The following is a 26,733-nucleotide window of genomic DNA, read 5'->3' on the forward strand; positions in this document are numbered from 1 at the left end:
TTTAGAATTAGGAAAAGTAGGTTAAATTTTTATAAATATTTATTAATAATAATAAAGAGGTGTTTTATGGAGTATAAACCAAATAAAGAAATAATAGCAAAAAGAATTGCTAGATTTTTTGAAAATGGAAATGTTGTTAATTTAGGTATTGGATTACCTACATTAGTTGGAAACTATGTACCCAAAGGGATAACAATTATACTTCAATCAGAAAATGGATTTTTAGGATTAGGTCCTGCACCTGAAAAAGGGAAAGAGGATTGGACTCTTGTTAATGCAGGTGGTATGCCTGTTACAATTTTACCGGGAGGAGCTTTTTTTGATTCTGCTTTTTCTTTTGGAATTATAAGAGGGGGGCATCTAGATTTTACAGTGTTGGGAGTATTAGAAGTAGATCAAAAAGGAAATCTTGCAAATTATAAAATTCCAGGGAAATTGGTTCCTGGTATGGGTGGAGCAATGGATCTTACTGTTGGAGCTAAAAAAGTTATTGCTGCAACAACTCATTTTGATAAACATGGAAGATCAAAGTTAAAAAGAAAATGCACTTTACCCTTGACAGCAAAAAATCAGGTTGACTATGTTGTTACAGACCTTGGTTTTTTTGAAGTTGATGAAGATAAATTTATCTTAAAAGAATATTTTGCACCTTATACTATTGATTTTATATTAAAAAATACAGATGCAGATATAGAAGTTGATAAAGATTGTAAAGAATTTAAAGATTAAGATTAATCATTATCATGTTTTTGTTTATTAGCAATTTCATCAATAATACTACTCTCATTTTCAGATAATTTTAATTCTCTTTTTAAAGATTCGATTTTTTCTTTTTCTTTTTCTATTTTTTGTTCAATTTTTTCAATACTATTAATAAATGGTTGTATCAATTTTAAAATATCATTAACTTCTTTTCCCTCTTTTAGTAAAGTATAGAATTTTTCCCCAAGTTCTTTAAAAGTATGGTTCATTTTCCTTTCTTCTAAGTAAATTTCACTTTTAATAGTAGCAATTTTTCCAAGTTCTACAGCTCTATCTCTGGATATTCTTAATGATTTTGTAAATATATCAAACCATTTTCCTCTTTCTGGCATATTCCTCCCTTTAAATGTTTTGTTAATAATAACAAAAATTCTAAAAATAAAAAGGATATTATTTTATATTAGTTTAATTCAATAAAAGCTATTTATCAACAAAATATTAAAAAAATAAATTAAAAATTGAATAGTAATAAAAGAATTTTTGATTTTTTTAATTTTTTATTAAATATTGAAACGGAAATTTATTATATCACCATCTTTCACAATATATTCCTTTCCTTCAAGTCTAATTAAATTTAATTCTTTTAATTTATGTTCATTATTGTGTTTAATAAGATCATTGTAGTGAAAAACTTCAGCTTTAATAAATCCTCTTTCAATATCTGAATGAATGGTTCCTGCAGCTTGTTTTGCTTTAGTACCTTTTTTTATAGGCCATGCTCTAACCTCATCTTTTCCAGCAGTTAAAAAACAGATAAGATTTAGTAAAGAAAAAGCTTCTTTTAAAATTCTCTTTTTAGCTTCAATTTTAATTCCATAGTCATTCATAAAATCAATTTTTTCTTCATTATCAAGGTCATCCAGCTCTTTTTCAACTTTAGCGCATATAAAAGAAACTTTGTGAAATGGATCAATTATTTGTGATAATGAATATTTATCAATAATTTTTTCCTGTAATGAGATTTCATTTTCATCAATGTTTAGTATATACAAAATTGGTTTTTGAGAAAGAAAAGTAAATCCTCGAATAATCTTTTTTTCATCTTCGTGTAATTCCATCTCTCTTATAGGTTTCATATTGTCAAGATGAGTTTTGATTTTTTCAAGTAATTTAAATTCATCTTCATCATTTTTATCTTTTCTTTTTTTCATTTTATTTGTAAGTTTTTCAAGTCTTGCCTCAGTAATTGCTAGATCAGAGATAATAATTTCTTCTTCAAATTGTTTTATCTCATTTATAGGATCAATTTTTTCATCAAAAGGGACTTCTTCATTATTGAAAGTTCTAATAACATAAATAAGTGCATCAGTATTTTTAAATCCAGACATATATGATGAAGAATAAAATTTATCCTTTGAAACTCCAGGCATATCAATAACTTTAAATTTTGCATAAACTTTTTTAGCAGGTTGATATATATCAAAAAGCTTATCAATTCTTTCATCAGGCACTTCAGCCATTCCTTCATGATTTTCTTTAGAATAGTGGTCAACATTCATTCCTGTAAGTAAATTAAATATTGTTGTTTTCCCGGTATATTTTTTCCCAATTATAGCTATTTCCATAAATTACTCCTTTTATTATTATAAAAATAAAATACTAAATGTCGCATTAAATAAAGTATAACTCAAATATAAATAAAATTTTTATTTTAATAAAATAATATTTTCTTTTATATATACATCAATTTATTAAAGAATATTTAGTAAAAGAAAAGAATAAAATTTTACCTGTTTACTTATTTATGTATAGAAATATATTTACATAAATATAAAAAAAAACAATATATTAGTTGAAGAAGGTGGCTTATTTTAGTAGTTTGTCAAAAAAGTTATGAAAATCATTGTATTAAAGAACTTGATTTGATATATAGAAGAAATTTTGAAACTTCGCTTTTAGATAAAGATTATGAAGTTTATCCTGGTGTAATAATTATAAAAAATATGGGTAGTGAATTTTTTGAAATAATAAAGGAAAGTAATCTAATTTTTCCAGTTTATATTATATCAGATGAAATTATTATTATTGAAAACAGTATAAATAAATTGGCAAATAAGATTGCAAATTATATTCTTTCCTCCATTAAGAATGAAAAAATTACAAAGAATTGGTTTACTTTATTTTTACCAATAATAGATAATATAAATATTGATAAAAATGAAAAAACAATTAATTCGCGATTAACTAAAATAAAAAAAATTATTTTTGATATTTTAAAAAGGAAAGTATCAAGAGTTGCAAAACTTGCATCAGATAATTTAAGTTTTGTTATTAAAAATTGGGTAGTAGATAAAAAAGATGAGCAAGTACCAGTTAAACTTGAAATTAATGGTAAGATTTTGTTTATTTCAGGTTTAGCAGTTTTATTATATGATTTTGATAAAGCATTTGTATCCAGAAAAATATACTGGAATGGACAAAGTAGAATGAAATTTGATAAAAATGCTCCTTCAAGATCTTATTTAAAAATAGAAGAAGCTTTTTTTATTTTAAAACATTTTTATAATATAGAAAAACCAGGAAGTAAAGATATTGTTGTAGACATAGGTGCAGCTCCAGGTGGATGGAGTTATTCATGTGCTAAAAATAATGCTATTGTCTTTGCGATTGACAATGGTCCTTTAAAAAAAGGAGCTTTAAATAACAAAAACATAATACACTTAAGAAAAGATGGTTTTAAAATCACACCAGAAATTGTTTTTGAGTATTTAATAAAAAATCAATCAAAATTTAAAAAAATAGATAATTTCAGAAAAATAAAAATAATTACAAAGAATAATAATCATTATAATAGAAGAGTTTCATTTTTATTATGTGATATGATAGAAAAACCAGATAAAATACTAACTCTATTAGAAAGGTGGATAAAAAATAAGTGGTGTGAAATCTTTATTGTTAATTTAAAATTTGGCTATAGTGATCCATTGAAGCTGATTGATAAAGTAAATTCAAATTCTTTATTAAAAAAATATTGTGCATTTTATTTTGTAAAACATTTAAATCATGATAGAGATGAAATGACTTTGATAGGGAAAGTATTATAAAAAAAACTTGATGCATAAAAAAGCACTAAAATTAAGCTAAACTGTAAATTATACATGTAAAATTAATAAAACAATAAATATAGTTGAAAGTTTAATATAATGTGATAATATATTTTAAATTAAAAAAAAGAAATTAAGTAATTCTCTATTTTAGATTCATATCTAAAATTCTTATTTTCTAACCAATAATTTCTTTTATTTTAACAATTTTTAAATTTTGCAGTTTAAAATATATTTAAATTAAGTGGAGGTAAAAAGTGAAAAGAAAATTTATTGTAATAGGTGTAATATTTATCATTTCTACTTTTATATTATTTTCAGGATGTACAATGTTGGATAGGATATTAGGTTTAGGTGGAGATACATATAATACAGATAACAATACATCAGGGACTGTTAATATATATGGAAGTATTAGTGTTAATCCACAGGAAACAAATAAAAATGGTAAAATATGGATATTAGCTCTTGATCATATACCAGGTCAAAATGAACAAATATATACATATGATTATCAAAATTATGATGCAGGTTATTATGATGGGTATAATAATTTTTATCAAAATTTTGATTTTTATATGCCAACTGGAGATTATTTTTTAATAGCCTTTATAGATAATGATGGTGATAACTATTTGACTATAGGAAATTCTTTACCAACAGAACCATATGGAGTATATAATGGATGGCAACAACAATATTTTAGTAATGATACAAATACAGGAAGTATTAATATAGGACCTGAATCAGATGCTTATGAGTTTAACAATAAATTATCAGAAGCACCATTTATTGATCTATCAGCATCAGGAACTCTTGATTTAACATTAGATAGGCAAAATGGGGATGAAATTGAAGAAGATTGGTTTATGTTTAGTGCAGAATCTGGTTATATATGTCATTTTACAATAGATCCAACTGTATTTTCTAATGAATATCTCGATATTATAGTTGAAATATATGATTGGAATGGGGATTTTGTAAATACATATGATTTAAATGGAGCTAATTATCCTGAGTATGTTGATTTTGACCCAGATGCAGATGGTAATGGACAGGGATATTATTATTTGAAAGTTTATGGGTTGGATTATGTTACTCCTTTTGGACCATATACAATAGATTATGGTAGAAGTCCAATTCAATAAAATTAACTTTGTAAATTTTAGTAGAAGTGAATTATAAAATATTTAATGTAGGGGTTGTCCTGGAACTTCCAGGATAACTCTTTTTTTTTAAGTAAACAAAAAAAATAAAATTAATAAAGGCACTTTAGTTTTTGTATATTCTCTCTTTTTTTTTATTAGTTATTTTATATCAATAATATTTTATTGGATTAATAATTAATTAATAAAATTAGGCATATAATTTAAAAATGATAATAAATTTGTAAAATTAAATTATTGACATTTGCAAATTATGAATTAATAAATATAATATTAATAAAATATATTTTGAAGTTAAATAATCTATAAATTAATATAAAATTAGGTATATTAAATAAGTATTAACTTTTAAAAAAAAGTATCAATTATAATAAATAATAATAAAGGAGGGTTTATGAAAATTAAAAAATCAATATTTATTTTTTTAATTTTATTGGTTTCAATTTTTTTATTATCTTCATGTACTATACTTGATAGATTTTTTGGAATTGGTTCATCAAACAATGATAATAATCAGAATGGTATTAGCACTATTTCGGTTAATTTATCTTTTGATACAACAAGCACTGGAGATGTAAAATTTGGTTTAGCCTGGAGTGATGGTTCCTGGGAAATAACTCCAGATCATGCTGGATATTATGATGGAGGTGGTGGTTTTAGTTTTGATATTGCAAATGTTCCAGATGGTGATTGGATAGTAAAGGTTTTTATAGATTTAAATAACAATGGTGATCCTGATCCTGATGAACCCTATGGTGAATATGAAATATATGTCGATTATACAAATACAGATTATTATTCAATTGATATTACAGTTAGTGATTCAGGGACTGGATCAGAGATTATTAAAAATGGGGATTTTACTGATCCAAACTGGAGTGATAATTATGGTGTATATAATTCTATTTCTGAGAGGGATGCATATTTGAATAGTAATGATGGGGATTATTTATCTGAATGGACTTATTGGATTCTTGATAATTTTGAATCATTAAATATCCAGCCTGAAATAATTTACAATTCATCTGATAATTCAATTAGTTTTAGAACTTACAATACTGGCAATGCAACTGGTACTGCTATGGGAATGGATCAGGATTATGTAGATTATAAAATTGAATCAAACAGTAAATTTGAAATAAGTTTCAGAATAAATAGTTTTGGTGGGGGAGATTTTAATATTTGGTTTGAAGCACCAGTAAAGGTAATGTTTAAAATAAATGGGGTTTGGTATGTAGCAAGAGGATTTACTACATATACTGGTAATACAACATATGGAGAGGTTGGGTTATCTACAGGTCAGATATATACTTTTTCTTACGATTTAGACGGATTACAATTGGTAAAGGATGATGGAAGTGAAAGTTCAAGAACTCTTTATCAAGATGATAATATAGAATCTGTAAGAATTGAAAGTAATGGATGGTATTGGGATGTAGACATTTATTATTTTAAAATTTTTTAGGGTTATACTTTTATTGAAATTTTATTTATTTTTATTAAAAGAGGTTGTAACTAAGGTTCGAGACAACCTCTTTTTTTAATGGTTAAATTTAAAAATATATTAAAGAGATCTAATTGACTATTTAAAGATGTTATTAAAAATTATGATAAACAAAATAAGTTGTAATTTAAAAAATAAATAATATAATTGTGTTGAAAATTGATATATGTGTATTATAATTAAAAGTAAAGACAAGTTAACTAAAATTATTTATTACATTAACATTGTTTATCTTTTTAGGTAGTTAAATTAATAAGTAATATTAATTTTAAAAATTTTAAGGAATGCAATAGAGGGATATATGAAAAAAAAGTATTTTATATTAATAATTGTATTTTTGATTTTAAGTGTAGTTTTAAGTGGATGTGATTTTTTAAATCAACTTTTTGGAAAAATTCCTGTTGAAGAAAACAATTATATAAAAATTAATGGTTTTATAACTGTGGGTTTCAATATAAAGCTTAGTAATAAAACTCTTTACATTTTAAAATATAATAATCTTGATGACTATAATAGCCAAAATATTGATACAAATCAGTATGATAATCCTTTAACTGCAATTGCTTCTGGAGGATATAAATATGATTATACTATTTCAAATTTGATTAAAGATAATTATGTTATAATTGCTTTTTTAGATATAAATGATGATGGAAAATTAAATTTTGATAGTTCAGGCAATCCTGTTGAACCGGTTGGGTTTTCAAAAATGGATTCCAATAAAAAACCTGTTTTAGAAAATTTGACAGAAGATTCTGTTTATGATTTTTCTCTTTTTTCCTATTATGAGGAAGATGAGTGTGAAGAAAATGATTCTATTGATAAAGCATATCTCATAAATCCTCCTTCAGATTCTTCAGATGTTAAAAATTTGAGCTTTGATTGTTTAAATGATATTGACAATTATGGTGATGTGGATTGGTTTTATTTTTCAGCTTCTGCTGCATCAGTTATTAAATATTTGTTTAAAATAAGTATATTAAGTGGAGATATCAATATTAATAATGTTGTTATAGAAGTGTGGGATGATAATGGAAAAATAACAAATGGTTTAAATATACTCTCAACAAATCCCCTTGAAATTGAGTTTATTCCTTCAGAAGTGAAAATTTATTATTTAAAAATATATAATACAAATTCGGAAAAAGGGAATTATAAATTAGAATATTGGTCAGAGACAAATAGTTAGAACATAAACTTATAAAAATAATTTATATTTAGACTAATGTTTCTTTTAATGTAATACTTTTTTAAATTTTACTTCTTTATAGTTAAAAATAAGATTGATAGCGCTATTTATTGTTTTGTTATGAACTTAATATACCTTTTGTATTTTATTCCCCATTTTGAAATATGAGTATTAATTGCATTTATAGGACATATATTCACACACCTATAACACCCAATACATCGATTTATATCAAATTGTATTTTACCTCCTATAGGTTTTAAGCTATTTTTGTTTGATTTGTTTATATTTTTGTTTTTATCTTCTTTTATATTGTTTTTATAATAAAAACCAATTTTATTTTCATTATTTTCTGATTTATCATAAAATGATTGTTCAAATCTGTTAATCCCATCAAAAAAAAGACTTCCAGTTGGACAGTTTTTAACACATAATTCACAATTAATACACTTATTCACATTAACCTTTTTTGAATTGATAAAATTAAAAAGAATCTTTTTTGTATGAAAGAGATTGATTAATTCTAAAAATAAAAGATAAGGTAAAAATACAGGTTTTTTAATAAGTTTATTTGAATAAAGAAAGTCAATCAATTTTAAATTTATATTACCTTTTTCTTCTATTTTAAAAAGATTATAATGATTAGAATAAAAAGTAAATATATTTATAAAAAGATTTTTTATCTCTTTTCTAAATAAAAGGAGATTTCTTTTTGGAGGGTATCCCTTAGAAATTAGAGGATTAAATTTTTGTCTTAACGATGGGTGATTATCTTCAAAATGCATTGAGTAAGAATAAATAATATTTTCCAATCTAAACTTTTTATAAATTTTGTAAAAAGAGTTTCCAGGTTCACCCCCATTAGTAGAAAGCAAAATTAAGGGGATTGAATTAAAGATTGATTTTTCATGGCTAGATGTTTTATTAAAAGTTTTTAAATGAGGTAAAGAATTAATTAATTCTAAAAATATATAAAGAATTTTAGGTGCTTGATAAAAAAATACAGGGAAAGCAAGAATTATTATATCAGTGTTTTCTAATATATTATGTATTTTTTTATAAAAATTATCTAAATTTTTATTTTTAGATAAAATAGATTTATTGATATAATTAGAAATTTTATGTGAATTTATCTTTTTATGATAATTGTAAGTATATTTAACAAATTCAAGATCTTCTATATTAAAATAACTAAATTCAGGATTGATAAATATATTTTTTTTCTTATTATTTTTACTTAAATTAATATTGTTTTTATTATTATCATCTATAATTATATTATTTATCGTTTTGTTTTTAAAGTTTTTTTCATAATTTGTATCAATTCTATTTTTATAGATTTCATCAAAAGTATTTCTAATAATTTTTTCCGTAAATTTAAGAAATTTGTAAGTGTTTCCAGATGAAGAAAAATAAAAAATTGAAATCTTGATTTTTTTGTTATCCATTATCAAAATATTAACTATTTTTTACTTTAAGTAAATCGAAAATAGATAAAATCAATAAAAATATTCAATTTTGTTTATTTAAGTAATTTTAAAAAAGTTTAGATAATTTGTATTGTTAATTAAGGTCTAAATCTAATTAGCTTATTTTGATTAATTATAATTTAAATTTGTAAAATTATAATTATGAATTATATTATTAATAATAAAATTATTTTTAATTTTTCCAATCTAATTATACAATTTTAGGATTCTATTCCATTTAAAGATTGGAGAAAATTATGAAAAAGAGAATTTTTTTTATTTTTTTAGAAATAGTGTTAATATTATTTCTAACCATTTTTTTCCCATTAAGTGTTTTTTCACAATCAAATTTAGTTAGAATAGCTATTATCAATTTTAAAGCAAATGATGATATTTCTCAAACAGAGGCAGATAGATTTACAGAGTTAGTAAGAGTAGTATTTACTAATAAAGGTATATGGGATGTTGTAACCCCAGCTGAAGTTGATAGCTATTTTAGAAAAAATAATATAACAGTTGTAACAGATAAAGCAATATCTACTTTAGAATATGATGAAAAATTTGGAGCTAAGTTTATCCTTTATGGGAACATGTACAGAAATAAATCAAACAAAAAACAGATAACAATTGTAGCAAAAATTTATGATGTAAAAAATAGAAAATTATTGTTGGGAGTATTATATAATATAGATGAAAACAGGTTATTAGATATTTCTGAAAAAGCACCATTGTATGAATTTGTTGACAAACTTGAGGATCAAATTTTTGATTCAATTGGAGCAAAATCTAAAAAGGTAAAATCTACAAAAGAGATTGAAGAAAATAAAAAAATTTTAATTGATGCAATGGTTGGGTTTGATTTCCCTGTACTAAGCTATTTGTATGATCCTTCTGCTGTTTTTTATGTTAGTTCTAATACTCAAACACTTGAAAAATATAGTGTTGCAGGAAATATAGATCTTGCATTTACTTTTAATTTAAACTGGAATTTTTTATATTTTTTTACTCTTGATTTTGATATGTTTTTTTATTCTTCTTCTACTAAATATGTTGATAGAACAACTGATAAGTCAATAGATTTGTCTACTGCTGATACAGGAATTAGTGCTGGACTTGGATTTTTATTAAATAAATTTTATGTGAATATAAATTTTGGTTTATTTAGTATAGACAATCTTGCTGGATATCCTTTTGCTATTAATAGTGATTATTCTAAAGATTTACTTCTTGAAGCGGGTTATTTAAATAATGGATATGAAACATTTGGATTTTTAGGAATAATTCAATATGATTATAGGAGATTAAGGTTTAAATTAAAGGGTGGGTATGTTATTTTAGATATTTATAATGGGCATAGTGCTGAACAGTATGATTCTGGTTTGCTTCAACAGGATCAGGTACTTAAAGGGATAGAATATCTTGCTGATTTGAATATTATTTATACTTTTACAGATGTTTTTGGAATTGCACTAAGTGCACATGGAGCATACTGGAATTTTAAAATCCCTGAGTCAATCTTTGTTGATAATGGGATAACTACTTATCCTGACGGGTTAACTATTGATGGGCTTAAAGTTACATTTGGTTTGTTTTTTTATATAAAAACAGGTTTTTAGAGTAAAAAATATTAATAATAAAAATATTAATAGGGAAAGGTTTATGTTATTGAGATTTATTGTCTGGTTTGTTATGATTTTTGGTGGTCTGGGAATAGGTTTATTTTTTGATTTTAAATACAAAGAAAGTGTATTTCATAAATTGTTTTTTAATGTATCATTCCATATTATAACAGTACTATTGGGTATTCTTCTTTTAAAATTTGTACTATTGACAGCAAAATATACAGGTAGAACATTAGCAAAACTTGGTAAAAAAGATGATGCATCAAGGTTTGAAGTAAATAAACTTGTTAAAGAAGACATTTACAGTTGTATGCGTCATCCCATGCATTTTGGCCTTTTGTTTGCACCTTTAGCTATTGCTTTAATTTCAGGGGTTCCAACATTTATCGTTTTTATTGCACCTGTAGAAATGGTTTTTATAATAGCAATGATTTTTATTGTTGAGGAACCTGAAGCAATTAAAAAATTTGGTAAAGACTATATTGAGTATAAAAAACAGGTTCCAATGTTTAGCTTAAAATGGTCCTGTTTAAAACATTATTTTAAAAAAATATAGTAAGGTTTTATAAAGTTTTAAAATCGAACTATTAATATTTGGATAAGTTCTAATAGCAAACGAAATAAATTACAAAACACAATATTAGTTCTATATTGAAACTAAATTTGTCTGATAAAGTTCTAATATAAAACGAAATTAAGTATAAAAATAATGTTGGTTTTAATATGAAACTAATTTAACCAATATTAGTTCTAAATCAAAACTAATTATTTGACTGTTTAAAATTAATCTTTATTTCTTTTTTCTTTCTTTAGCTTTTACTACAATTGGTCTTCTACCTTTTGATTCTTTTTTAAAGATCTGTAAAATAATTTCAGCTTCAATAAAAGGGGTGGTAATAAAAGAAAAATCATCAAACAAAGCAACATCATATATTTTGTTTTGAGGAACCGATGTTTTATCTGTAATATATTTTATTAATGATTTTTTTGTCATTCCATGATTTCTTCCTTTTGCAATAAATAGTCGTGTTTTTCCTTTTTTATCAACTGAAACTTCACTTATTTCTTTATATTTTTCAGGTGCCAGTTCATCTTCATAAAAATTATAAAGCAATGCATTTAAAACAATTTCAGGATTCTCAGATTGCAAAATATCTTTAGATATATTATTAATTGCATTTATTTTTTTTTCATTGTGTTTTTCAAGACTATTATAGTTTTCTATTGCATTTAAAATATCATTTTTAATTTTAGAAATTTTTGAATTAATAATGTCATCAATTTCTGGTAATTTCTTTTTAGTTATTGTGGTTTTTGTTATCCTTTTAATAAATGCTAATCTTGAATATTCTGAAGGAGTTACAAAAGTAATAGCAGTTCCTTCTTTTCCTGCTCTACCGGTTCTACCAATTCTATGTACATAACTTTCAGGGTCCTGTGGCAAAGAATAATTTATTACATGAGATAAATCATTAACATCAATCCCCCTGGCAGCAACATCTGTAGCAACTAAAATTTTAATTTTCTTATTTTTAAATTTTTTAAATATTTTTTCTCTTTGCATTTGAGAAAGGTCACCATGCAACCCAATTGCATCATATCCTCTATCAGATAACCTATTTGATATTTGATCAACATCAATTTTTGTTCGACAGAATACTATACCATAAAAATCCTGTTCAGTATCAAGGATTCTTGTTAATGCCTCAAATTTATCAGACTCATTAACTTCAAAATAGATTTGTTCTGTAAGGTCTACAGTCATTTGTTGAGATTTAATTTTAATATGTTCAAAATTTTTCATATGTTTTTTTGCAAGTGAAAGAATTTTTGAAGGCATTGTTGCAGAGAAAAGTAATACTCTTTTATCCTGGGGTGTAAATTTAATAATTTCATCAATATCTTCAATAAATCCCATATTTAACATTTCATCAGCTTCATCAAGAACCAGGAATTTTATATTTGAAAAGTCCAGTTTTTTCCTTTTGAGTAAATCAAGAACTCTTCCAGGAGTTCCAACAATAATATCTAATCCTCTGGTAATTTTTCTTATCTGATTTTCTATTGATTGCCCACCATAAATAGGAGTAATTTTAATATTTCTTTTTCCTTTTAATGAATTGAGTTCTTCCGAAACTTGAATAGCAAGCTCTCTTGTAGGAGTCAAAATTAATGAAAATATTGGGTGAGGCTTTTTTTTACCTTTTTCTTTTATAATCTGAGCTTTATTTTCTTCTTCTTTTTTTTTCAAAGCAAGTTTAACTTCATCAATTTCTTCAATAATAGGAAGTCCAAAAGCAGCGGTTTTTCCAGTACCAGTTTGAGCCTGGCCAACAACATCAACATTATTGTTTTTTATCAAAGGTATACATAATTTTTGAATTTCTGTTGGTTCTTCAAACCCTTTTTGTTTTAACACTTTCAATGTATACTCTGAAAGTCCAAGTTTTTTAAAATTTTCTAATGTGTTCATAAATTGTCCTGTTTTTATTTTTTTATATTTATATTAAATTAAATTTAAATTAGTATTTTTATTTATTTGCTTTAAGCAACATTTTCTCTCTTTTACAAACTTTCATTTATAGTATGTTTATTCTTGTTTAAGTTATTATTTTGAATTAAAATAATTTTCTTTTTATTATAATATTATAAAAATATTAACATAATATATTTTTTTTACAAAATAAAATCTGATTATACAATAATAAACTACCTGTAAAATTTGTTAATTAAATAATTTTAATTATATGGTACATAAAATAATATGTATAAATCAAAGTTAAATTAAAATTGTTAATTTCATATTAACATGGAGTAATACTAAGAAAGATAATATGGTATAATCAAATATTGTATATTAAAATAATAATTGCCCTTCTTTTAAAATATCTAACTGCATTCAAAAATAACAGATTATTTTTTTAAGTAAACTAATAAAATAAAGTAAAGTTAAAATTGAGTAAAGTATAAAAATTTAAAGTATTTGCTAAGAGATATATTTAATTAAAAAGTTTATTTTTTTAATATTTTGAAATAACATATGCTTTATAAAATCTTAAAAATCTGTTTTCTATATTTCCATCATAAATATCTAAAAAATCCTGCGTTAAATTTTGTTTTTTGTTTAATGATTCAGAATTTCCAACAATTTCAATCCTGTATTTTTCAAGCTTATTTAAATAATTTTTAAAATAATTGGTAATAAAAATATTTATTTTTTTATTTTCTTTTTGTAGAGTTTGAAAAATTGAATCATCAGAAATAATTTCCTTTAAAGAATTAATACTATATTGATAGCTCTTTTGTGTAAAATATTCTTTCAAATTAGATTCTTTTTTATCTTTATAATTATTAGAGTTAGTAAAATTATTATTGTTAATTTTTTCTTTCTTATTAAAATTTTTCAAATTTTTTATGTAATTGTAAAATGAATCAAAAAAACTGTAGAAAAAATTTATTTCTGTTATTTCTGTTTCCATTGAGAAAACTTTTTTTTCATCTTTTATATTATAAAATAATCTTGAAAAAATATTATTATAAGAAATATTGTTATAAGTATTTAAATACATTCTTATAAAGTCTTTTTTTCTATAATCATTTATATGATCATCAACATTTTTATTCTTTTTTGTTTTTTTTAATGTATTGATTAGTTCATTGTTTTTTTCTTTAATTTTATTTTGTTTTTCATTTAAACTGTCTATTATAAAATTGATTATAAATTCTTTATTTTTTATTAAAGTCTGTTGATTTATTAAAAATTTTTTTTTGCTTGTATAGCAAGCATTATTAAATTTCTCAATAAGGATTAAAAATAAATTTTTTAAGGTTAAATTTTTAAAAACAGAATTTTCAATAATATTGTTATTATTGTTATTGTTTGAAGAATTCAATTCTTTTTTTAAATTAACTGTAAGCTTAAATTTTGATGGAAAGTTAAAAATTTTATTTAATCTATCTCTTTTTAATTCAACTAAAAGGTTTATAATAGGTCTATTTAAAAAATTAAAATTATTATTTTTTATTAATAGTATTAAAAATAACAAGATGTAAGTAAAATAATTAAGATCTTTATACTTTAAAGTAAAAATAATATATATTAAAATTGTTAATGCTTTTCTATAGTTTTTTTGAATTAAATTTTGTACAAAATATCTTTCTAAAAAATTAGATTTAAATCGTGAATTATAATCTTTATCTTTATATTTTATAAGAAAGTTAAAATATAATAATTCTAATTCTTCTTTTTTATTCGTTAAAATTAAATATGAATGATTATACCAGAATTTAATAGCTACAGCTTTTGCATTAAAAAATTTAGATTCTTTAGCTAAATATTCAAGTTCTTTGATATTTCCAAAATTTATAATAAGAAAATATTTTTCCTGATATAAATAAGGAAAATAATAATTATTTAATTCTAAATTATGTTTATAAAAACTAATTATTTTTATTAACTTATTAAAAAATTTAAATTTAAAGTACATGAAATTTATTGAAATTAATGAAAGATAAAAAAAATATTCAAAATTTCCATTAACTGTGTATTTTTTTCTAACAATTTTGTTTATTAATGGAACAAAATTTTTTTCTTTAATTATATAATTTTCAGGAGTTGAAAGTTTATTAGTATAAAATGAGAGTGAATTTAAAGGAAAATATTTAAAAAAGTAATTTGAGTAATATAAAATGTTTATAAAATTAGATTTAATCAGATTAATTGCAATGTTAATACAAATAAAAAATAATTTTAATTCTTTAGATTTATAATAATTATTATTTTTTAACCACATAAAATATTCTCTAAACATAATATTAATCTGATCATATTTTTCTTGATAAAATAAATTTGATATTATTTCAATAAAAAAAATATCTCTATTTTTATTGTATGATAAAAGGGAAAGGAGAAAAGCTTTTTTAAATTTATTGTTTTTAGAAAAATAACTAATTGAATAATTAAATAATAGTGACTTTGATCTATTTTTTAGCTCAATATTTTTAATTTCTTTTTTTAAATAAATTGTATTTTTAATAATTTTAATTAAATTGTTTTCTTGAAGAGTTTGAATTGTTTTTTTGAATATTTTTTCTTTTTCTTGATTATTTATAAATAAAATATCTTTAAAAAAAGTATTAAAATTCTCTATTTTTTTTAAAATATTTAATATAAACAAGATTTTTTTTATATATATAATATATTTTTGATTATGATATTTTAATTTTAAATTTTTAAAATTATAACATTCTAATGAATAATTAATATTATTTATTCTATTTACAATATTAAATATATTATGTTTTTCTATAGGTTCTCTATAATATTCATTTTTAAGATAAATATAAATTTTATTAATATCAAAATTAGTGGATTTTATTTTTCTATTTAATATTCGGTATAAAAGTTTTCTACTTATTTTGAAGTGTTGACAAATATTTTTTAAAGGAATTTTGTTTTGTTTAATAATATTATTAATTTGATAAATTAAATCTTCAAATTTATCAAGTTTGTATTTCCCATTAATTATGCAAATATTTAAACACTTTTAATAATAAATTATTTTAATATCATACATAAAAACACATAAAATTTTTACATATAAATAGGTATTTTTATTTATTTGATAATAATTGATTAGATAAAAAAGTAAATTGTTTTTTATTATAAATTTGTAATTCAAATATTATATTAACCTATTATTTTTGAAAAAATTAAAAAAATTATATTATAATTGTTAATTAAAAAAATGAAGGAAAAAAAGTTAAAAAATAACTTAAGTATTTAAAATTATTAAAAAATAAAAATAACAAACAGAATATAAGGGAATATGATAATAATTATAATAAAATAAGTTTATAATCGTAAATATACTAAATAAATATGTTTGCAAAGTTCTCATATGTCCCATATGTCTCTCTGAAATTGAATTTTAATGTTGTTGATTTATTCCTTTTAAAATCTAATTTAATATGAACAAATATTAAAAAAAGAAAATAGTATATTAAGTTAAGGGGAAAAATGAAAAAAATAATAATGATTTTTAATGAATATAAAAAATACCAATTTATAAAAAACATTCTTAGATTCGAAAAAATTTGTTTTCTCTTATTGAATGTTAAAAAAGTTTATGATGGTTATTGTTTTATTACAAATAGAGAGGTTAATTAATGTTTTCAATAATGAACTCATATCTAGATAACGGATTAAGGGTAATGTTAAGGCGTGTAAGTAATACGAAAACTTTATCTTGTGGTATATGGATTAATCAAGGTGTGAAAGATGAAGAGACATCTGAAAATGGAATAAGTCACTTAATTGAACATTTAATGTTTAAAACAAATTCAAATATTGTAAATGAAAATATAACAGAAATTATGAATAAATTAAAAGAAATTGGGGCAAAATTTAATGCATCAACAACTAAAGATTATACCTGTTTTTTTGTAGATGGTTTGGTAAAAGATTTTGACATTATTTTAGAAGCTTTAGCTGCTTTAGTTGCTAATAAAGAAAAAATAAATGAAGAATTTTTGGAAAAAGAAAAAGAAATTGTTTTAAGGGAAGCAGAAGGGTATTTGAATTCTACAAGACAAATTGCTGAAAGAGTAAATCAAGCTTTATGGGGAGATAGAAGTTATGGTCAGCTTGTAATTGGAAAATCGGAAGTAATTAAAAAATTAGAATCTAATAAATTAAATTCAATTATTGAAAAAAATTATATACCAGAAAATTCTGTATTGGTAATAGTTGGTGGCATAGATTATGAACCAGCTTTAAAAAAAGTGAAAGAAATATTTATAAAATGGGAAGATAAAATAAAAGAAGTAAAAAAACCAGTTGTTGAAAGCAATCCTGGAGTTTTTATTAATTCAAAATTTGGAGGACAAAGATCAACTATTGGGATTGGTTTTACAGCTTTTCCAATTTTAGACCAGAGAAGTTATTATGTAGAATTATTAAAGGATTTAATTGCATCTCCTTTTTCTGATTTATTTAATGTATTAAGAGAAGAGAAAGGATTAGTTTATTCTATTAGTGGTTTCAGTACCGCTCTAACTTATTCTGGAAGTATTGGTTTAGCTTTTACAGCTAATAATGATAAAGCAACAAAAATTTTAGAAATTTGCCTGAATTATTTAAAAAAAATAACAAAAAATGGATTTTTTGATAGTGAATTACAGAAAGTAAAAAGAAGAAGAGAAACATCATTATTGTATGCAATTGAATCTACATCAACACAATTGCAAACAATTGGAGCTTTTGCTATAAGAGGAATGTTATTTTCAGTAGAGGATTATTTAAGATTAATATATAAAGCCAAAGTTGAACAGATAAATAACATTTCTAAAAATATATTTATATCAGAAAATATGTCACTTGCAGTATTAGGAAGTATTGATGTTGATAAGATAATTCCACTTTTAGATTTTTAAAGCAATTTTAAATTAAGAGGTAGGTTATGGAAAAAGATACATTAATTATAGAAGAAATGAAAGATATTTCTGAAATATTAACAGGTAGAACTTTAGATATAATTTTTGAATTAATGAATGGTGAAATAAATGAAGATGATTTAATTTCAAGGTTAGATATAAACCCAATTAAATTAAAAATATATATAAATAGATTGTTAAAATTAAGTATTATTGAAAAATCAAAAGAATTACATATCAAAGATAAAATTGAAGTTTTTTATAAGTTAAAACAAAAAAATTTAAAAGTATTAATTAAATCTCATGACAAATATAGTTCAAAATTGCAAATAATTTCAGAAACCAAAAAATATGTTGATTTAGTAAGAAATGGATTTGAATCATTAATGAAAAATCAAAATAAACCAAATAAGTATTTTGCTGTATTGATTAAATCTGACAGTAAGCAAATGGAAATCTTTAAACAAAAACTAAATGATCTAATAGATGAATTTATTAAAGAAGATGATGAAACAAAAAAAGAAACTTTTATGTTTTTACCAATGCTGTTTCCATATGATACAAAAACTAATGAAGAGTAATAAATAAAAAAAAATAAATTATGAAAACTTAAATATAAAAATTTAATAATAGAGGTAATATATGAAAGAATTTAAAGAAATAATTAAAGATCGAAATGCAATGCTACTTTGGTTTTCAAGGTCAATATCAAGATTTGGAGATGCATTTGAAAGTCTTGCATTAATGTATTTAGTGTATGATTTAACAGGTTCTGCTTTAAAAATGGGAACTGTTATGCTTTTCAGTTTTATCCCAAATATAGTTTTAAGTCCATTTGCAGGGGTAATTGCAGATAAATTTAACAAAATAAAAATTATGCTTTTAACAGAATTGGTAAGGACTATTTTTATCTTACTAATACCAATTTTTATATATTTAAAAACAATAAATATTTATTACATATATGCAATAGCATTTATAGTTTCTATAGCTGAAAGCTTTTATGAGCCAGCTTATGCAAGTACTGTGGTGTATGCAATTAAAAAAGAATTATTGCCAATTTCAAATTCATTGGTAACTACAACCAATGCAATTTTAAAAGCTTTAGGGTTTACATTAGCAGGAGTTTTAATAGTTTTTATAGGTAAAGAAGTTTTGTTTATAATTGATTCTTCAACATTTTTATTTTCAGCAATAACAGTATTACTTTTAAAGGTAAATTTTGATGAATCCTCAAAAATGAATAAAACACATATTTTCAAGGATTTAAATAAAGGATTAAAATATTTAAAAAGCCAAAAACTTCTTATAGTACTTTTATCAGTTATTCTTATTGTTAGTTTTGTGCTTACTCCTCTAGAAATTTTTTTACCGATAATTGCAAAAGAGGTTTTAAAACAACCTGCAACTTTAGCAGGTTTATTAATGACTTTTTCACTTATTGGAAATGTTTTAGGTGGAAGTAGCTTTGCTTTTTTATATAAAACAAAACTTAAATTATATTTTGTCTATATGTTTGATTTATTGTTAATTTCAATAACAATTTTATTAATGTTTTTTTTCAAAAATAAATATTTATATTTGTTATCTTATACTATAATAACCTATTTAAACGCTTTAATTGCAAATTGGAGTACAACAAAGTTTCAGCAAATTATCGATAAGAAATTTATTGGGAGGGTTGGTTCTATAGCAAATATTGTATTTCTTGCTGGTACTCCAGCAGCTTCATATATAGCTGGATTCTTAATAGACAAAATATCCATATTAAATCTTTTTAAATACATGGCTATTTTATTATCAATATCTGCAATTATTTATTTTTTTATAATTAAAAGATTAATAGAAAAAAAGGAAAAAATTGATATAGAAAATGAAATTGAAAAAACAGATTTAAACTATTCTGAAGTAGAGTAGAATGATATAAAATAAAAGAAATTTTTAAATTTTGCATTAGAAAATTTTGTTAATTTAAATACAATAAAATTTTTTGGTGGAGAACCTCTTCTAAATTTTGAAATAATAAGAAAAACTATTGAATTTATGGAAAATAATTCAAAAAAAATATTATATGGATTTTCAACAAATGGTTCTATTTTAAATGATGAGATGATTGAATTTTTTAAAAATAGACATCTTGCTTTTTCAATTTCTCTGGATGGGGAAGAAAACATCCAGAATTATCTAAGACCATTTAAATCTGGAAAAGGATCATTTAATACAATAATACAAAATATGAAAAAATTAAAAGAAAACAAAATAAAATTTGCAATTGAAGCAACATATACCCCTTTTCATATAATGAAAAATATTTCTTTATTAAATTTAGTTACTTTTTTAAATCTATTTAGCAATACGATTAAAATTCAACCAGTTTTTGTAATAAATCAAAAAGAATTTCAATTAAATGAAGTACAATTGTATGAAAAATTAAAAACTTATTTAATAGAATTTATAGGAGTTGTCATAACTAAATTGACTGAACTGGATTATTTTGAAAATAATTATATTTATGAAAATTTTTTATTTAGAGTAATTTATAAATTATTGTTTAGATATAAAAAGGAAACAATAAGTGATAAATATATTTGTAATATAATAAATAATATAACTATATTTCCAAATGGAAATATTTATCCTTGTTATTTATTTAATAAAAATAATTATTTGATTGCAAATATACAAGATTTATCAAACAATAAATTTAATGAAATATATGATATTTTATATGAAAAAATGAAAATTGAAAATTTATCTAAACAAATAAATAAAGACTTAAATTATAAAAGATATATTGGGGATATTTGTGCTGGAGATATATTTTTTGATGAAAACCATCCAGCTTTATCACCTCATATTGATTATTATTATAAAATGTTAATAAGTTTAACATCAAATATGTTATATTCTTTATTAAAAAAAGATAAGGAAAAGTTTGAAGTTCTTAAAAAAAATGTTTATAAGACTTATGAAAATACAATAAAATTTTTAACTAAAGCTGAAGTGAAATAATTATTAATTTTTTTTTGTTTAATTCAAATAATAAGATAGTATAAGGAAACAGTAATGAAACAATTTATTTTAACTTATAAAAATGCTATTCAAAACAGACTGGCATTGCTTTTATTAAGTTCTACTTTAATATCTCGTATGGGAGATGCAGTACATGAAGTAGCTCTTGTTTATATAGTATACTTTGTAACTAAAAATGCTCTTTTAATGTCAACTGTAGCTATAGTCTCAATTATTCCAAATCTGTTTTTTGGACCTATTGCGGGTGCAATAGTTGATAAAAATGAAAAACTTAAAATTTTAATTCAAACTGACATTATAAGAACATTTTTAGTTTTATTAATACCTATAGCTTTTATTAAAAATTTTTATATATTATGGATTATATTTTTTGTTGCTTTTTTTTCAAGTATTTGCGAATCTTTGAATATGCCAGCAAAACAATCTTTTATCCCGATAATAGTAAAACAAGACAATCTCAGATCTACAAATGCTTTATTTTCAATGAGTACAGGCATTATAATTATTATTGGTAATGCAATTGGAAGTTTTTTAGTTTCAAATTATACAATAACAAAAGCTTTTTATTTTGATTCTCTTTCATTTTTGTTATCAGCTTTTTTTATATTTATACTTATTTTTAAATTTAGGCAAGAAGATACTTATTCTCAATATATTGAAAAGGTAAACAGAAATAAAATAGATAACAAAAGTAATATATTCAAAGATTTAAAAGCTGGATTTAAAGCAATCAAAGAAAATAGAATAATTTCTAATATTTTATTTGTATCGTTATTTTTAAATATTGGGGGAGCACCATTAATAATTTTATTACCTTTTTATCTAAAAAATATAATTCATCAACCACCTCAATATATGGGATATGCTATATCAATAATGACAGCAGGGGTTATATCTGGTTCATTCATCTTTGGTGGTTTGAAAATAAGAAATGGAATTTTATTTATAACTGGTTCAGCTGGAGTAGGCTTAATATTTTTGTTATTAGCTATTTATCCCTTTGTAATAACTAAATTGGTACTTGTTGCATTTTTATTGCTATTTTTCCTTATGGGAATATTTATGAGTTTAACCAATATTTCAATCCCTACAATATTTCAGATACATACACCAAAAGAATTACAGGGAAGAATATTTTCTGCTTCAAAATCAATATCAGTAATAGGACAACCAATTGCACTTGCTTTAAATGGTGTATTAATCCAATTTTTAGGAGCATTTTATTCATTTATTATAGGTGGTTCTATAATTTTATTAGTTGTTTTATTTGTTTTATTTAATGGTACTCTAAAAGATGTCTGATTCAATTAATATATATTACTTTTATTAAAAATATTTAAGGTAATAAATAAAGAATTAAAATTAATTTAAAAAAAGTAAATGTCAGAATATATAATAAAAAAGAATAAATCAGGAACAATATATGTTAATCCTGAAAATTTTAAAATAGCATATTTACTAAATGATGGCACAATTTTAAAAGGTAAAAAAGAAATATTTGACTTTTGTAAAAAAAATAGAATTCCTTTAAAAGTAAAATTTGAGATTACTGGTAATTGCAATTTTAATTGTTATTTTTGTTATGCAAGAAGTTTAAAATATAAAAGTAGTCTTAATCTAAAAGATATTAAAAAAATATTAGATAAATTAGAAAAAATAGGAATAGTATTTTTAGAACTTACTGGGGGAGAACCTTTAATAAGAAAAGATCTATTTGAAATATTGAAATACATAAAAAATAAAAAATTTATTTTAACAATACTTACAAATGGTTATTTTTTAAATGATAAATTAATAGAGGAACTTAAAAAAGTAAATTTGTTTTCTTTATATATTTCATTACTTTCTCCAATAGAAAGCCATTGTGATAAATTAACTGGTGTACCTGGAAGTTATAGAACAATAATTAATAATATAAAAAAATTGACAAAAAGCAATATACCAATTCAAATAAATGCTTCAATTACAAATGAAAATGTTGATGAAATTGATTTTTATTCAAAATTAAAAAAATCACTTAATATTCATATTAATTTTGCAATAGATGTAGGACCTGAATTTAATGATGTAGAAAGAAATTTTAAATATATAATTAAAAAAGAAAAATATAATAATATAAAAAAAATATTTCCTGAATTAAAAGAAATAAAATTGAGTTGTGGTGCAGCTCAATCCCACTTTTTAATAGATCAAAATGGGAATTTACTTCCATGTATAAAATATAGAGAAGTCATCGGGAATTTGCTCTATAATGATTTTTTTGAGTTATGGAATTCTGCAAAATTAAAATTTATATTAAAAAAAGATTTTTACAATGGTAAAGTTTTTGAAAAATGTGAAACCTGTATGTATAAAGATTATTGTCATTATTGTGCTGGTGAAGTAAAAACCTATAGAGAATCAAATAAAGGGGAATATTTATCTCAATTATGTTATAAACCTAAACAATTATTTGAATTATATAATAAAACAGAAAGTTGAAATTATAAATTCCTTAGTTTTATTTAATAGTAATAAATTTTAAATAAAATATAAAATTAAAGTAAACAGGAAATGGAGGATAAGATTGATTAGTGAAAATAAATACAAAATAAATAAAAATTTGCTTTTTTTTAAATTAAGAAATTCTAAAAATTATATTATCTGGGATAAGAAAGGAATTCATAATATATACTTTTTAAAAAAAGAATATATTGATTTTTTAATTAAAATAAAAGATAAAGAATTTACTTTAAATGAGATAGAAAATAAATATAGATTATTTAAAAAAGAAATTCAAGCATTAATAGATGGAGGATTTATAGTAGAATCAAATAATAAAGAATATAATATTAAAATAAGTAATAAAAATAATTATTTAAAACTGGAAAATTTTGCATATATATCCAGAACACCAATATATGCAAAGTTTGAATTAACTTATAATTGTAATTTTTCCTGTAAGTATTGTTTTGTAAAAAGATTAAGCACTAAAAAAATTGATTTAGAAGAGGTAAAAAAGATACTAAAACAACTTAAGGATATAGGTGTTGTTTACCTATTTTTAACAGGTGGAGAACCACTGTTACATCCAGATATTAAAGAAATATTAAAATATTCATCAAAACTTGGATTTATAACAACATTACAAACAAATGGATATTTAATAGATGAAAAATTAATTAAATTTTTTGAAAGTCTTGAACATTTTGAATTGACTTTCTCTTATCATTCTCTTAATAAAGAAAGGTTTGATAATTTTACTAATTTTAATGGCTCATATGAAAAAATTAATAAATTAATTAATATATTAAAAGACACAAATATATATTTTTATTTAAAAATACCTATTACAAATTTGAATGTTGATGAAGCAATTATTATGGGGGAATATTTTTCTAATAAAAATATAAAATTTGAGATGAGCACTCAAATTTTGCCTGATATAAAAGACTCTATTAGTACAGAAAATTTTCAAATAACTAACAAAAAAATAATTAAAGAATTATATAATAGAGGATTTCTTGTTTTCCAGAAAAGTAGATGTTCAGCTTTAAGAAGCAAATTATGGATTAATCCAGAAGGGGATTTATATCCATGTGAATTATATAGATTTAAAATAGGAAATTTAACAAAATCAAGTATAAATGATTTGTGGGAAAATTCATTATCAATGAAAGTATTAAAATCAAGAATTTATCAAATTCCTGAATCGTGTAAATCATGCCAATATGAAGAATATTGTAATAGGTGCCTTGCTTATGATTTTTATGAAAATTGGAATAAAAAATTATTATATTTTTGTAATAATGCGAAGATAATCTCAGAAATTAATCAAAATAGTAAAGTTCAAGAAGGTTAATAAAATAATTTAAGAAGTGATTTAAGTAAAAGAAATTATAAATAAAATATAAAAATATATAAGCATTAAATATTATTTTAAACCTTAACAAATTCTTTTTTTAATTTTTTAAGTGTGAAGTATCCCCAGGAATAACCAATAAATGATGATAAGACATTTCCAGTTACAATACCCATCCAGACACCAAAAATACTTAATTTAAAAATAACTGCAAATAACCATGCAAAAAATATTTGTCCGATCAAGGTTCTTAAAAAAGTTAATATAAGGGATTTTAGTCCATGACCAATACCTTGAAACATTGCAGAGGTAAGCATTCCTAAAGGAGTGAAAGGGATAAAAAGGATAATGATTCTCAATGTTTTAATTAAATCTGAAGAAATAACTTTAGAACTTTGTGAGTAAGTAAAAAGGTATGAGATTTGTTTTGCAAAAATTAAAACTATAATTAATACAAGTGTTTCGATAATAACCCCTATTTTAACAGCATAATGATAAGAAGTTTTTAGTTTGTTAAAATCTTTTGCTCCATACGCTGCGCCTGTAACAGCAGTTGTTCCAGCAGCCATACCCAATAGAGGAACAATACCAAACATAGTTATTCTCCAGCTACTTGTAAAAATAGCTATACCTCTATCGCCATACACATATACAATGATTAAATTAATAAAAAACATAGCAAGAGACATAGCTAATTGGGAAAGTGAACTTGGAATCCCAACTTTAAAAATATCTTTTAATATTTCAGGATTATATTTAAAGTTTTTTAATTTTATTTTAACAAAAGTATCTTTTTTAATAAATAACCAATAAAAAATTAAAATAAAAGTAACAAAAAATGATAAAGCAGTAGCATAAGCAGCACCAACAACTCCAAAATGAAGAACATAAATAAATATAGGATCAAGAACAATGTTCAATAAAGAACCTGTTAACATAGCATACATTGTCCTTTTTGTATCACCTTCTCCTCTAAGGATTCCATTAGCAATATTATTAAATATCATAATAGTGGAAACCCAAAACAATACTTTTGCATAAGATACTGATAGTTCAGTTGTTAAAGGATTTTTACTCATTGAAGAGAAAATTTGTTTTAAGAATGGAAGAAAAATTGATGTAATAATTACTCCTGAAAGAAGAGCAAGTAAAATTGAATGTTCTGCGACATTATCAGCACCTTTAATATCTTTTGCTCCAATTTTTCTAGAAACTGCAGAACTAGCTCCAACACCAATTCCTGCAGCAATTGCGATTATTCCAAGAAAGAATGGGAAAAATAAACCTATTGCAGATAATGCTTCTGGACCAAGCCCGGAAACCCATATACCGTCAGCAAGGTTGTAAATTGTCTGCACAAGCATTCCAATCATCATAGGTACAGAAATTTTAATTATAGCTTTTTTAGGATCACCTAATAAAGTTTTAACATGTTTACTTGGTTTTCTTGAATTAAAATTAAGATTATTATTATTGCTATTATTTTTATTTTTATTTTTATTTTTATTGTTATTGTTATTGTTATTGTCCAATTTCATATTATCAGTTTATCCCCTTTCATTTTTTTTAAATTTTACTATTTTTATCTTTTACAGTATTATTACTTTTATCTTTTAGAGGATTATTAATTTTATCAAAATCTTGAGAATTTTTTTATTTTTTTCTTTTA

21 protein-coding genes are annotated in these 26,733 nt (G+C 22.3%); 15 read left to right on the top strand and 6 right to left on the bottom strand.

Features of this window, described 5'->3' with window-relative positions:
* The first annotated feature begins 66 nt into the window (after positions 1-66).
* Positions 67-729, top strand: a complete 663-nt coding sequence (locus ACZ5EC_RS10800) for a 3-oxoacid CoA-transferase subunit B (RefSeq protein ID WP_464302494.1) — start codon at positions 67-69, stop codon at positions 727-729.
* A 2-nt stretch (positions 730-731) separates the two neighbouring features.
* Here the strand turns inward: ACZ5EC_RS10800 and ACZ5EC_RS10805 are convergent, their stop codons facing one another.
* Entirely contained in the window at positions 732-1,094 is a 363-nt protein-coding gene (locus ACZ5EC_RS10805) for a hypothetical protein (RefSeq protein WP_464302495.1), read from the bottom strand.
* Positions 1,095-1,262: 168 nt separating this feature from the next.
* Positions 1,263-2,327 (bottom strand): redox-regulated ATPase YchF, encoded by a 1,065-nt coding sequence (ychF, locus tag ACZ5EC_RS10810; protein ID WP_464302496.1) that lies wholly within the window; start codon positions 2,325-2,327, stop codon positions 1,263-1,265.
* Positions 2,328-2,624: 297 nt separating this feature from the next.
* Here ychF and ACZ5EC_RS10815 point away from each other — a divergent pair, with 297 nt between their 5' ends.
* The 4 genes from ACZ5EC_RS10815 to ACZ5EC_RS10830 all read left to right on the top strand — a co-directional run bounded on the left by ACZ5EC_RS10815 (position 2,625) and on the right by ACZ5EC_RS10830 (position 7,665).
* Positions 2,625-3,806 (top strand): SAM-dependent methyltransferase, encoded by a 1,182-nt coding sequence (locus ACZ5EC_RS10815; protein WP_464302497.1) that lies wholly within the window; start codon positions 2,625-2,627, stop codon positions 3,804-3,806.
* 257 nt (positions 3,807-4,063) lie between these two features.
* The gene (locus ACZ5EC_RS10820) at positions 4,064-4,954 is read left to right on the top strand and encodes a hypothetical protein (RefSeq protein ID WP_464302498.1); all 891 of its coding nucleotides are present in this window, start codon (positions 4,064-4,066) and stop codon (positions 4,952-4,954) included.
* A 412-nt stretch (positions 4,955-5,366) separates the two neighbouring features.
* Positions 5,367-6,437: a hypothetical protein gene (locus tag ACZ5EC_RS10825; RefSeq protein ID WP_464302499.1), complete on the top strand. Its 1,071-nt coding sequence runs from the start codon at positions 5,367-5,369 to the stop codon at positions 6,435-6,437.
* A 340-nt stretch (positions 6,438-6,777) separates the two neighbouring features.
* Positions 6,778-7,665 carry a DUF2141 domain-containing protein gene (locus ACZ5EC_RS10830; protein WP_464302500.1) on the top strand — a complete coding sequence of 296 codons (888 nt, stop codon included), beginning with the start codon at positions 6,778-6,780 and terminating at the stop codon, positions 7,663-7,665.
* Positions 7,666-7,772: 107 nt separating this feature from the next.
* Here the strand turns inward: ACZ5EC_RS10830 and ACZ5EC_RS10835 are convergent, their stop codons facing one another.
* The gene (locus ACZ5EC_RS10835) at positions 7,773-9,113 is read right to left on the bottom strand and encodes a 4Fe-4S binding protein (protein ID WP_464302501.1); all 1,341 of its coding nucleotides are present in this window, start codon (positions 9,111-9,113) and stop codon (positions 7,773-7,775) included.
* Between the two features lie 278 nt (positions 9,114-9,391).
* Here ACZ5EC_RS10835 and ACZ5EC_RS10840 point away from each other — a divergent pair, with 278 nt between their 5' ends.
* Both ACZ5EC_RS10840 and ACZ5EC_RS10845 read left to right on the top strand, forming a co-directional pair.
* Positions 9,392-10,750, top strand: a complete 1,359-nt coding sequence (locus ACZ5EC_RS10840; RefSeq protein ID WP_464302502.1) for a hypothetical protein — start codon at positions 9,392-9,394, stop codon at positions 10,748-10,750.
* A gap of 43 nt (positions 10,751-10,793) precedes the next feature.
* A complete protein-coding gene (locus ACZ5EC_RS10845) occupies positions 10,794-11,312 on the top strand; it encodes a methyltransferase family protein (protein ID WP_464302503.1) in 519 nt (172 codons plus the stop codon).
* A 234-nt stretch (positions 11,313-11,546) separates the two neighbouring features.
* Here ACZ5EC_RS10845 and ACZ5EC_RS10850 read toward each other — a convergent pair whose 3' ends face one another.
* Entirely contained in the window at positions 11,547-13,229 is a 1,683-nt protein-coding gene (locus tag ACZ5EC_RS10850; RefSeq protein WP_464302504.1) for a DEAD/DEAH box helicase, read from the bottom strand.
* A gap of 547 nt (positions 13,230-13,776) precedes the next feature.
* The gene (locus ACZ5EC_RS10855; protein WP_464302505.1) at positions 13,777-15,933 is read right to left on the bottom strand and encodes a hypothetical protein; all 2,157 of its coding nucleotides are present in this window, start codon (positions 15,931-15,933) and stop codon (positions 13,777-13,779) included.
* Positions 15,934-16,775: 842 nt separating this feature from the next.
* Here ACZ5EC_RS10855 and ACZ5EC_RS10860 point away from each other — a divergent pair.
* The 8 genes from ACZ5EC_RS10860 to ACZ5EC_RS10895 all read left to right on the top strand — a co-directional run bounded on the left by ACZ5EC_RS10860 (position 16,776) and on the right by ACZ5EC_RS10895 (position 25,064).
* Positions 16,776-16,925, top strand: a complete 150-nt coding sequence (locus tag ACZ5EC_RS10860; RefSeq protein WP_464302506.1) for a hypothetical protein — start codon at positions 16,776-16,778, stop codon at positions 16,923-16,925.
* On the top strand, positions 16,925-18,190 hold the full coding sequence (locus ACZ5EC_RS10865) for a M16 family metallopeptidase (RefSeq protein ID WP_464302507.1): 1,266 nt from the start codon (positions 16,925-16,927) through the stop codon (positions 18,188-18,190). Before ACZ5EC_RS10860 ends, ACZ5EC_RS10865 begins: the two co-directional genes overlap by 1 nt.
* Before the next feature lie 26 nt (positions 18,191-18,216).
* Positions 18,217-18,771, top strand: a complete 555-nt coding sequence (locus tag ACZ5EC_RS10870; RefSeq protein ID WP_464302508.1) for a hypothetical protein — start codon at positions 18,217-18,219, stop codon at positions 18,769-18,771.
* Between the two features lie 61 nt (positions 18,772-18,832).
* Positions 18,833-20,107, top strand: a complete 1,275-nt coding sequence (locus ACZ5EC_RS10875; RefSeq protein ID WP_464302509.1) for an MFS transporter — start codon at positions 18,833-18,835, stop codon at positions 20,105-20,107.
* 63 nt (positions 20,108-20,170) lie between these two features.
* Complete coding sequence (locus tag ACZ5EC_RS10880) at positions 20,171-21,202, top strand: radical SAM protein (protein ID WP_464304162.1); 1,032 nt, start codon at positions 20,171-20,173, stop codon at positions 21,200-21,202.
* Between the two features lie 54 nt (positions 21,203-21,256).
* Positions 21,257-22,525: an MFS transporter gene (locus tag ACZ5EC_RS10885; RefSeq protein ID WP_464302510.1), complete on the top strand. Its 1,269-nt coding sequence runs from the start codon at positions 21,257-21,259 to the stop codon at positions 22,523-22,525.
* Positions 22,526-22,603: 78 nt separating this feature from the next.
* The gene (locus ACZ5EC_RS10890; protein WP_464302511.1) at positions 22,604-23,704 is read left to right on the top strand and encodes a radical SAM/SPASM domain-containing protein; all 1,101 of its coding nucleotides are present in this window, start codon (positions 22,604-22,606) and stop codon (positions 23,702-23,704) included.
* 85 nt (positions 23,705-23,789) lie between these two features.
* Positions 23,790-25,064 (top strand): radical SAM/SPASM domain-containing protein, encoded by a 1,275-nt coding sequence (locus ACZ5EC_RS10895; RefSeq protein WP_464302512.1) that lies wholly within the window; start codon positions 23,790-23,792, stop codon positions 25,062-25,064.
* A 77-nt stretch (positions 25,065-25,141) separates the two neighbouring features.
* On the opposite strand, the gene ACZ5EC_RS10900 is transcribed toward ACZ5EC_RS10895, so the two are convergent.
* Positions 25,142-26,602 (bottom strand): MATE family efflux transporter, encoded by a 1,461-nt coding sequence (locus ACZ5EC_RS10900; protein WP_464302513.1) that lies wholly within the window; start codon positions 26,600-26,602, stop codon positions 25,142-25,144.
* Positions 26,603-26,733 lie beyond the last annotated feature (131 nt).

It is taken from the genome of Exilispira thermophila (assembly GCF_055389015.1).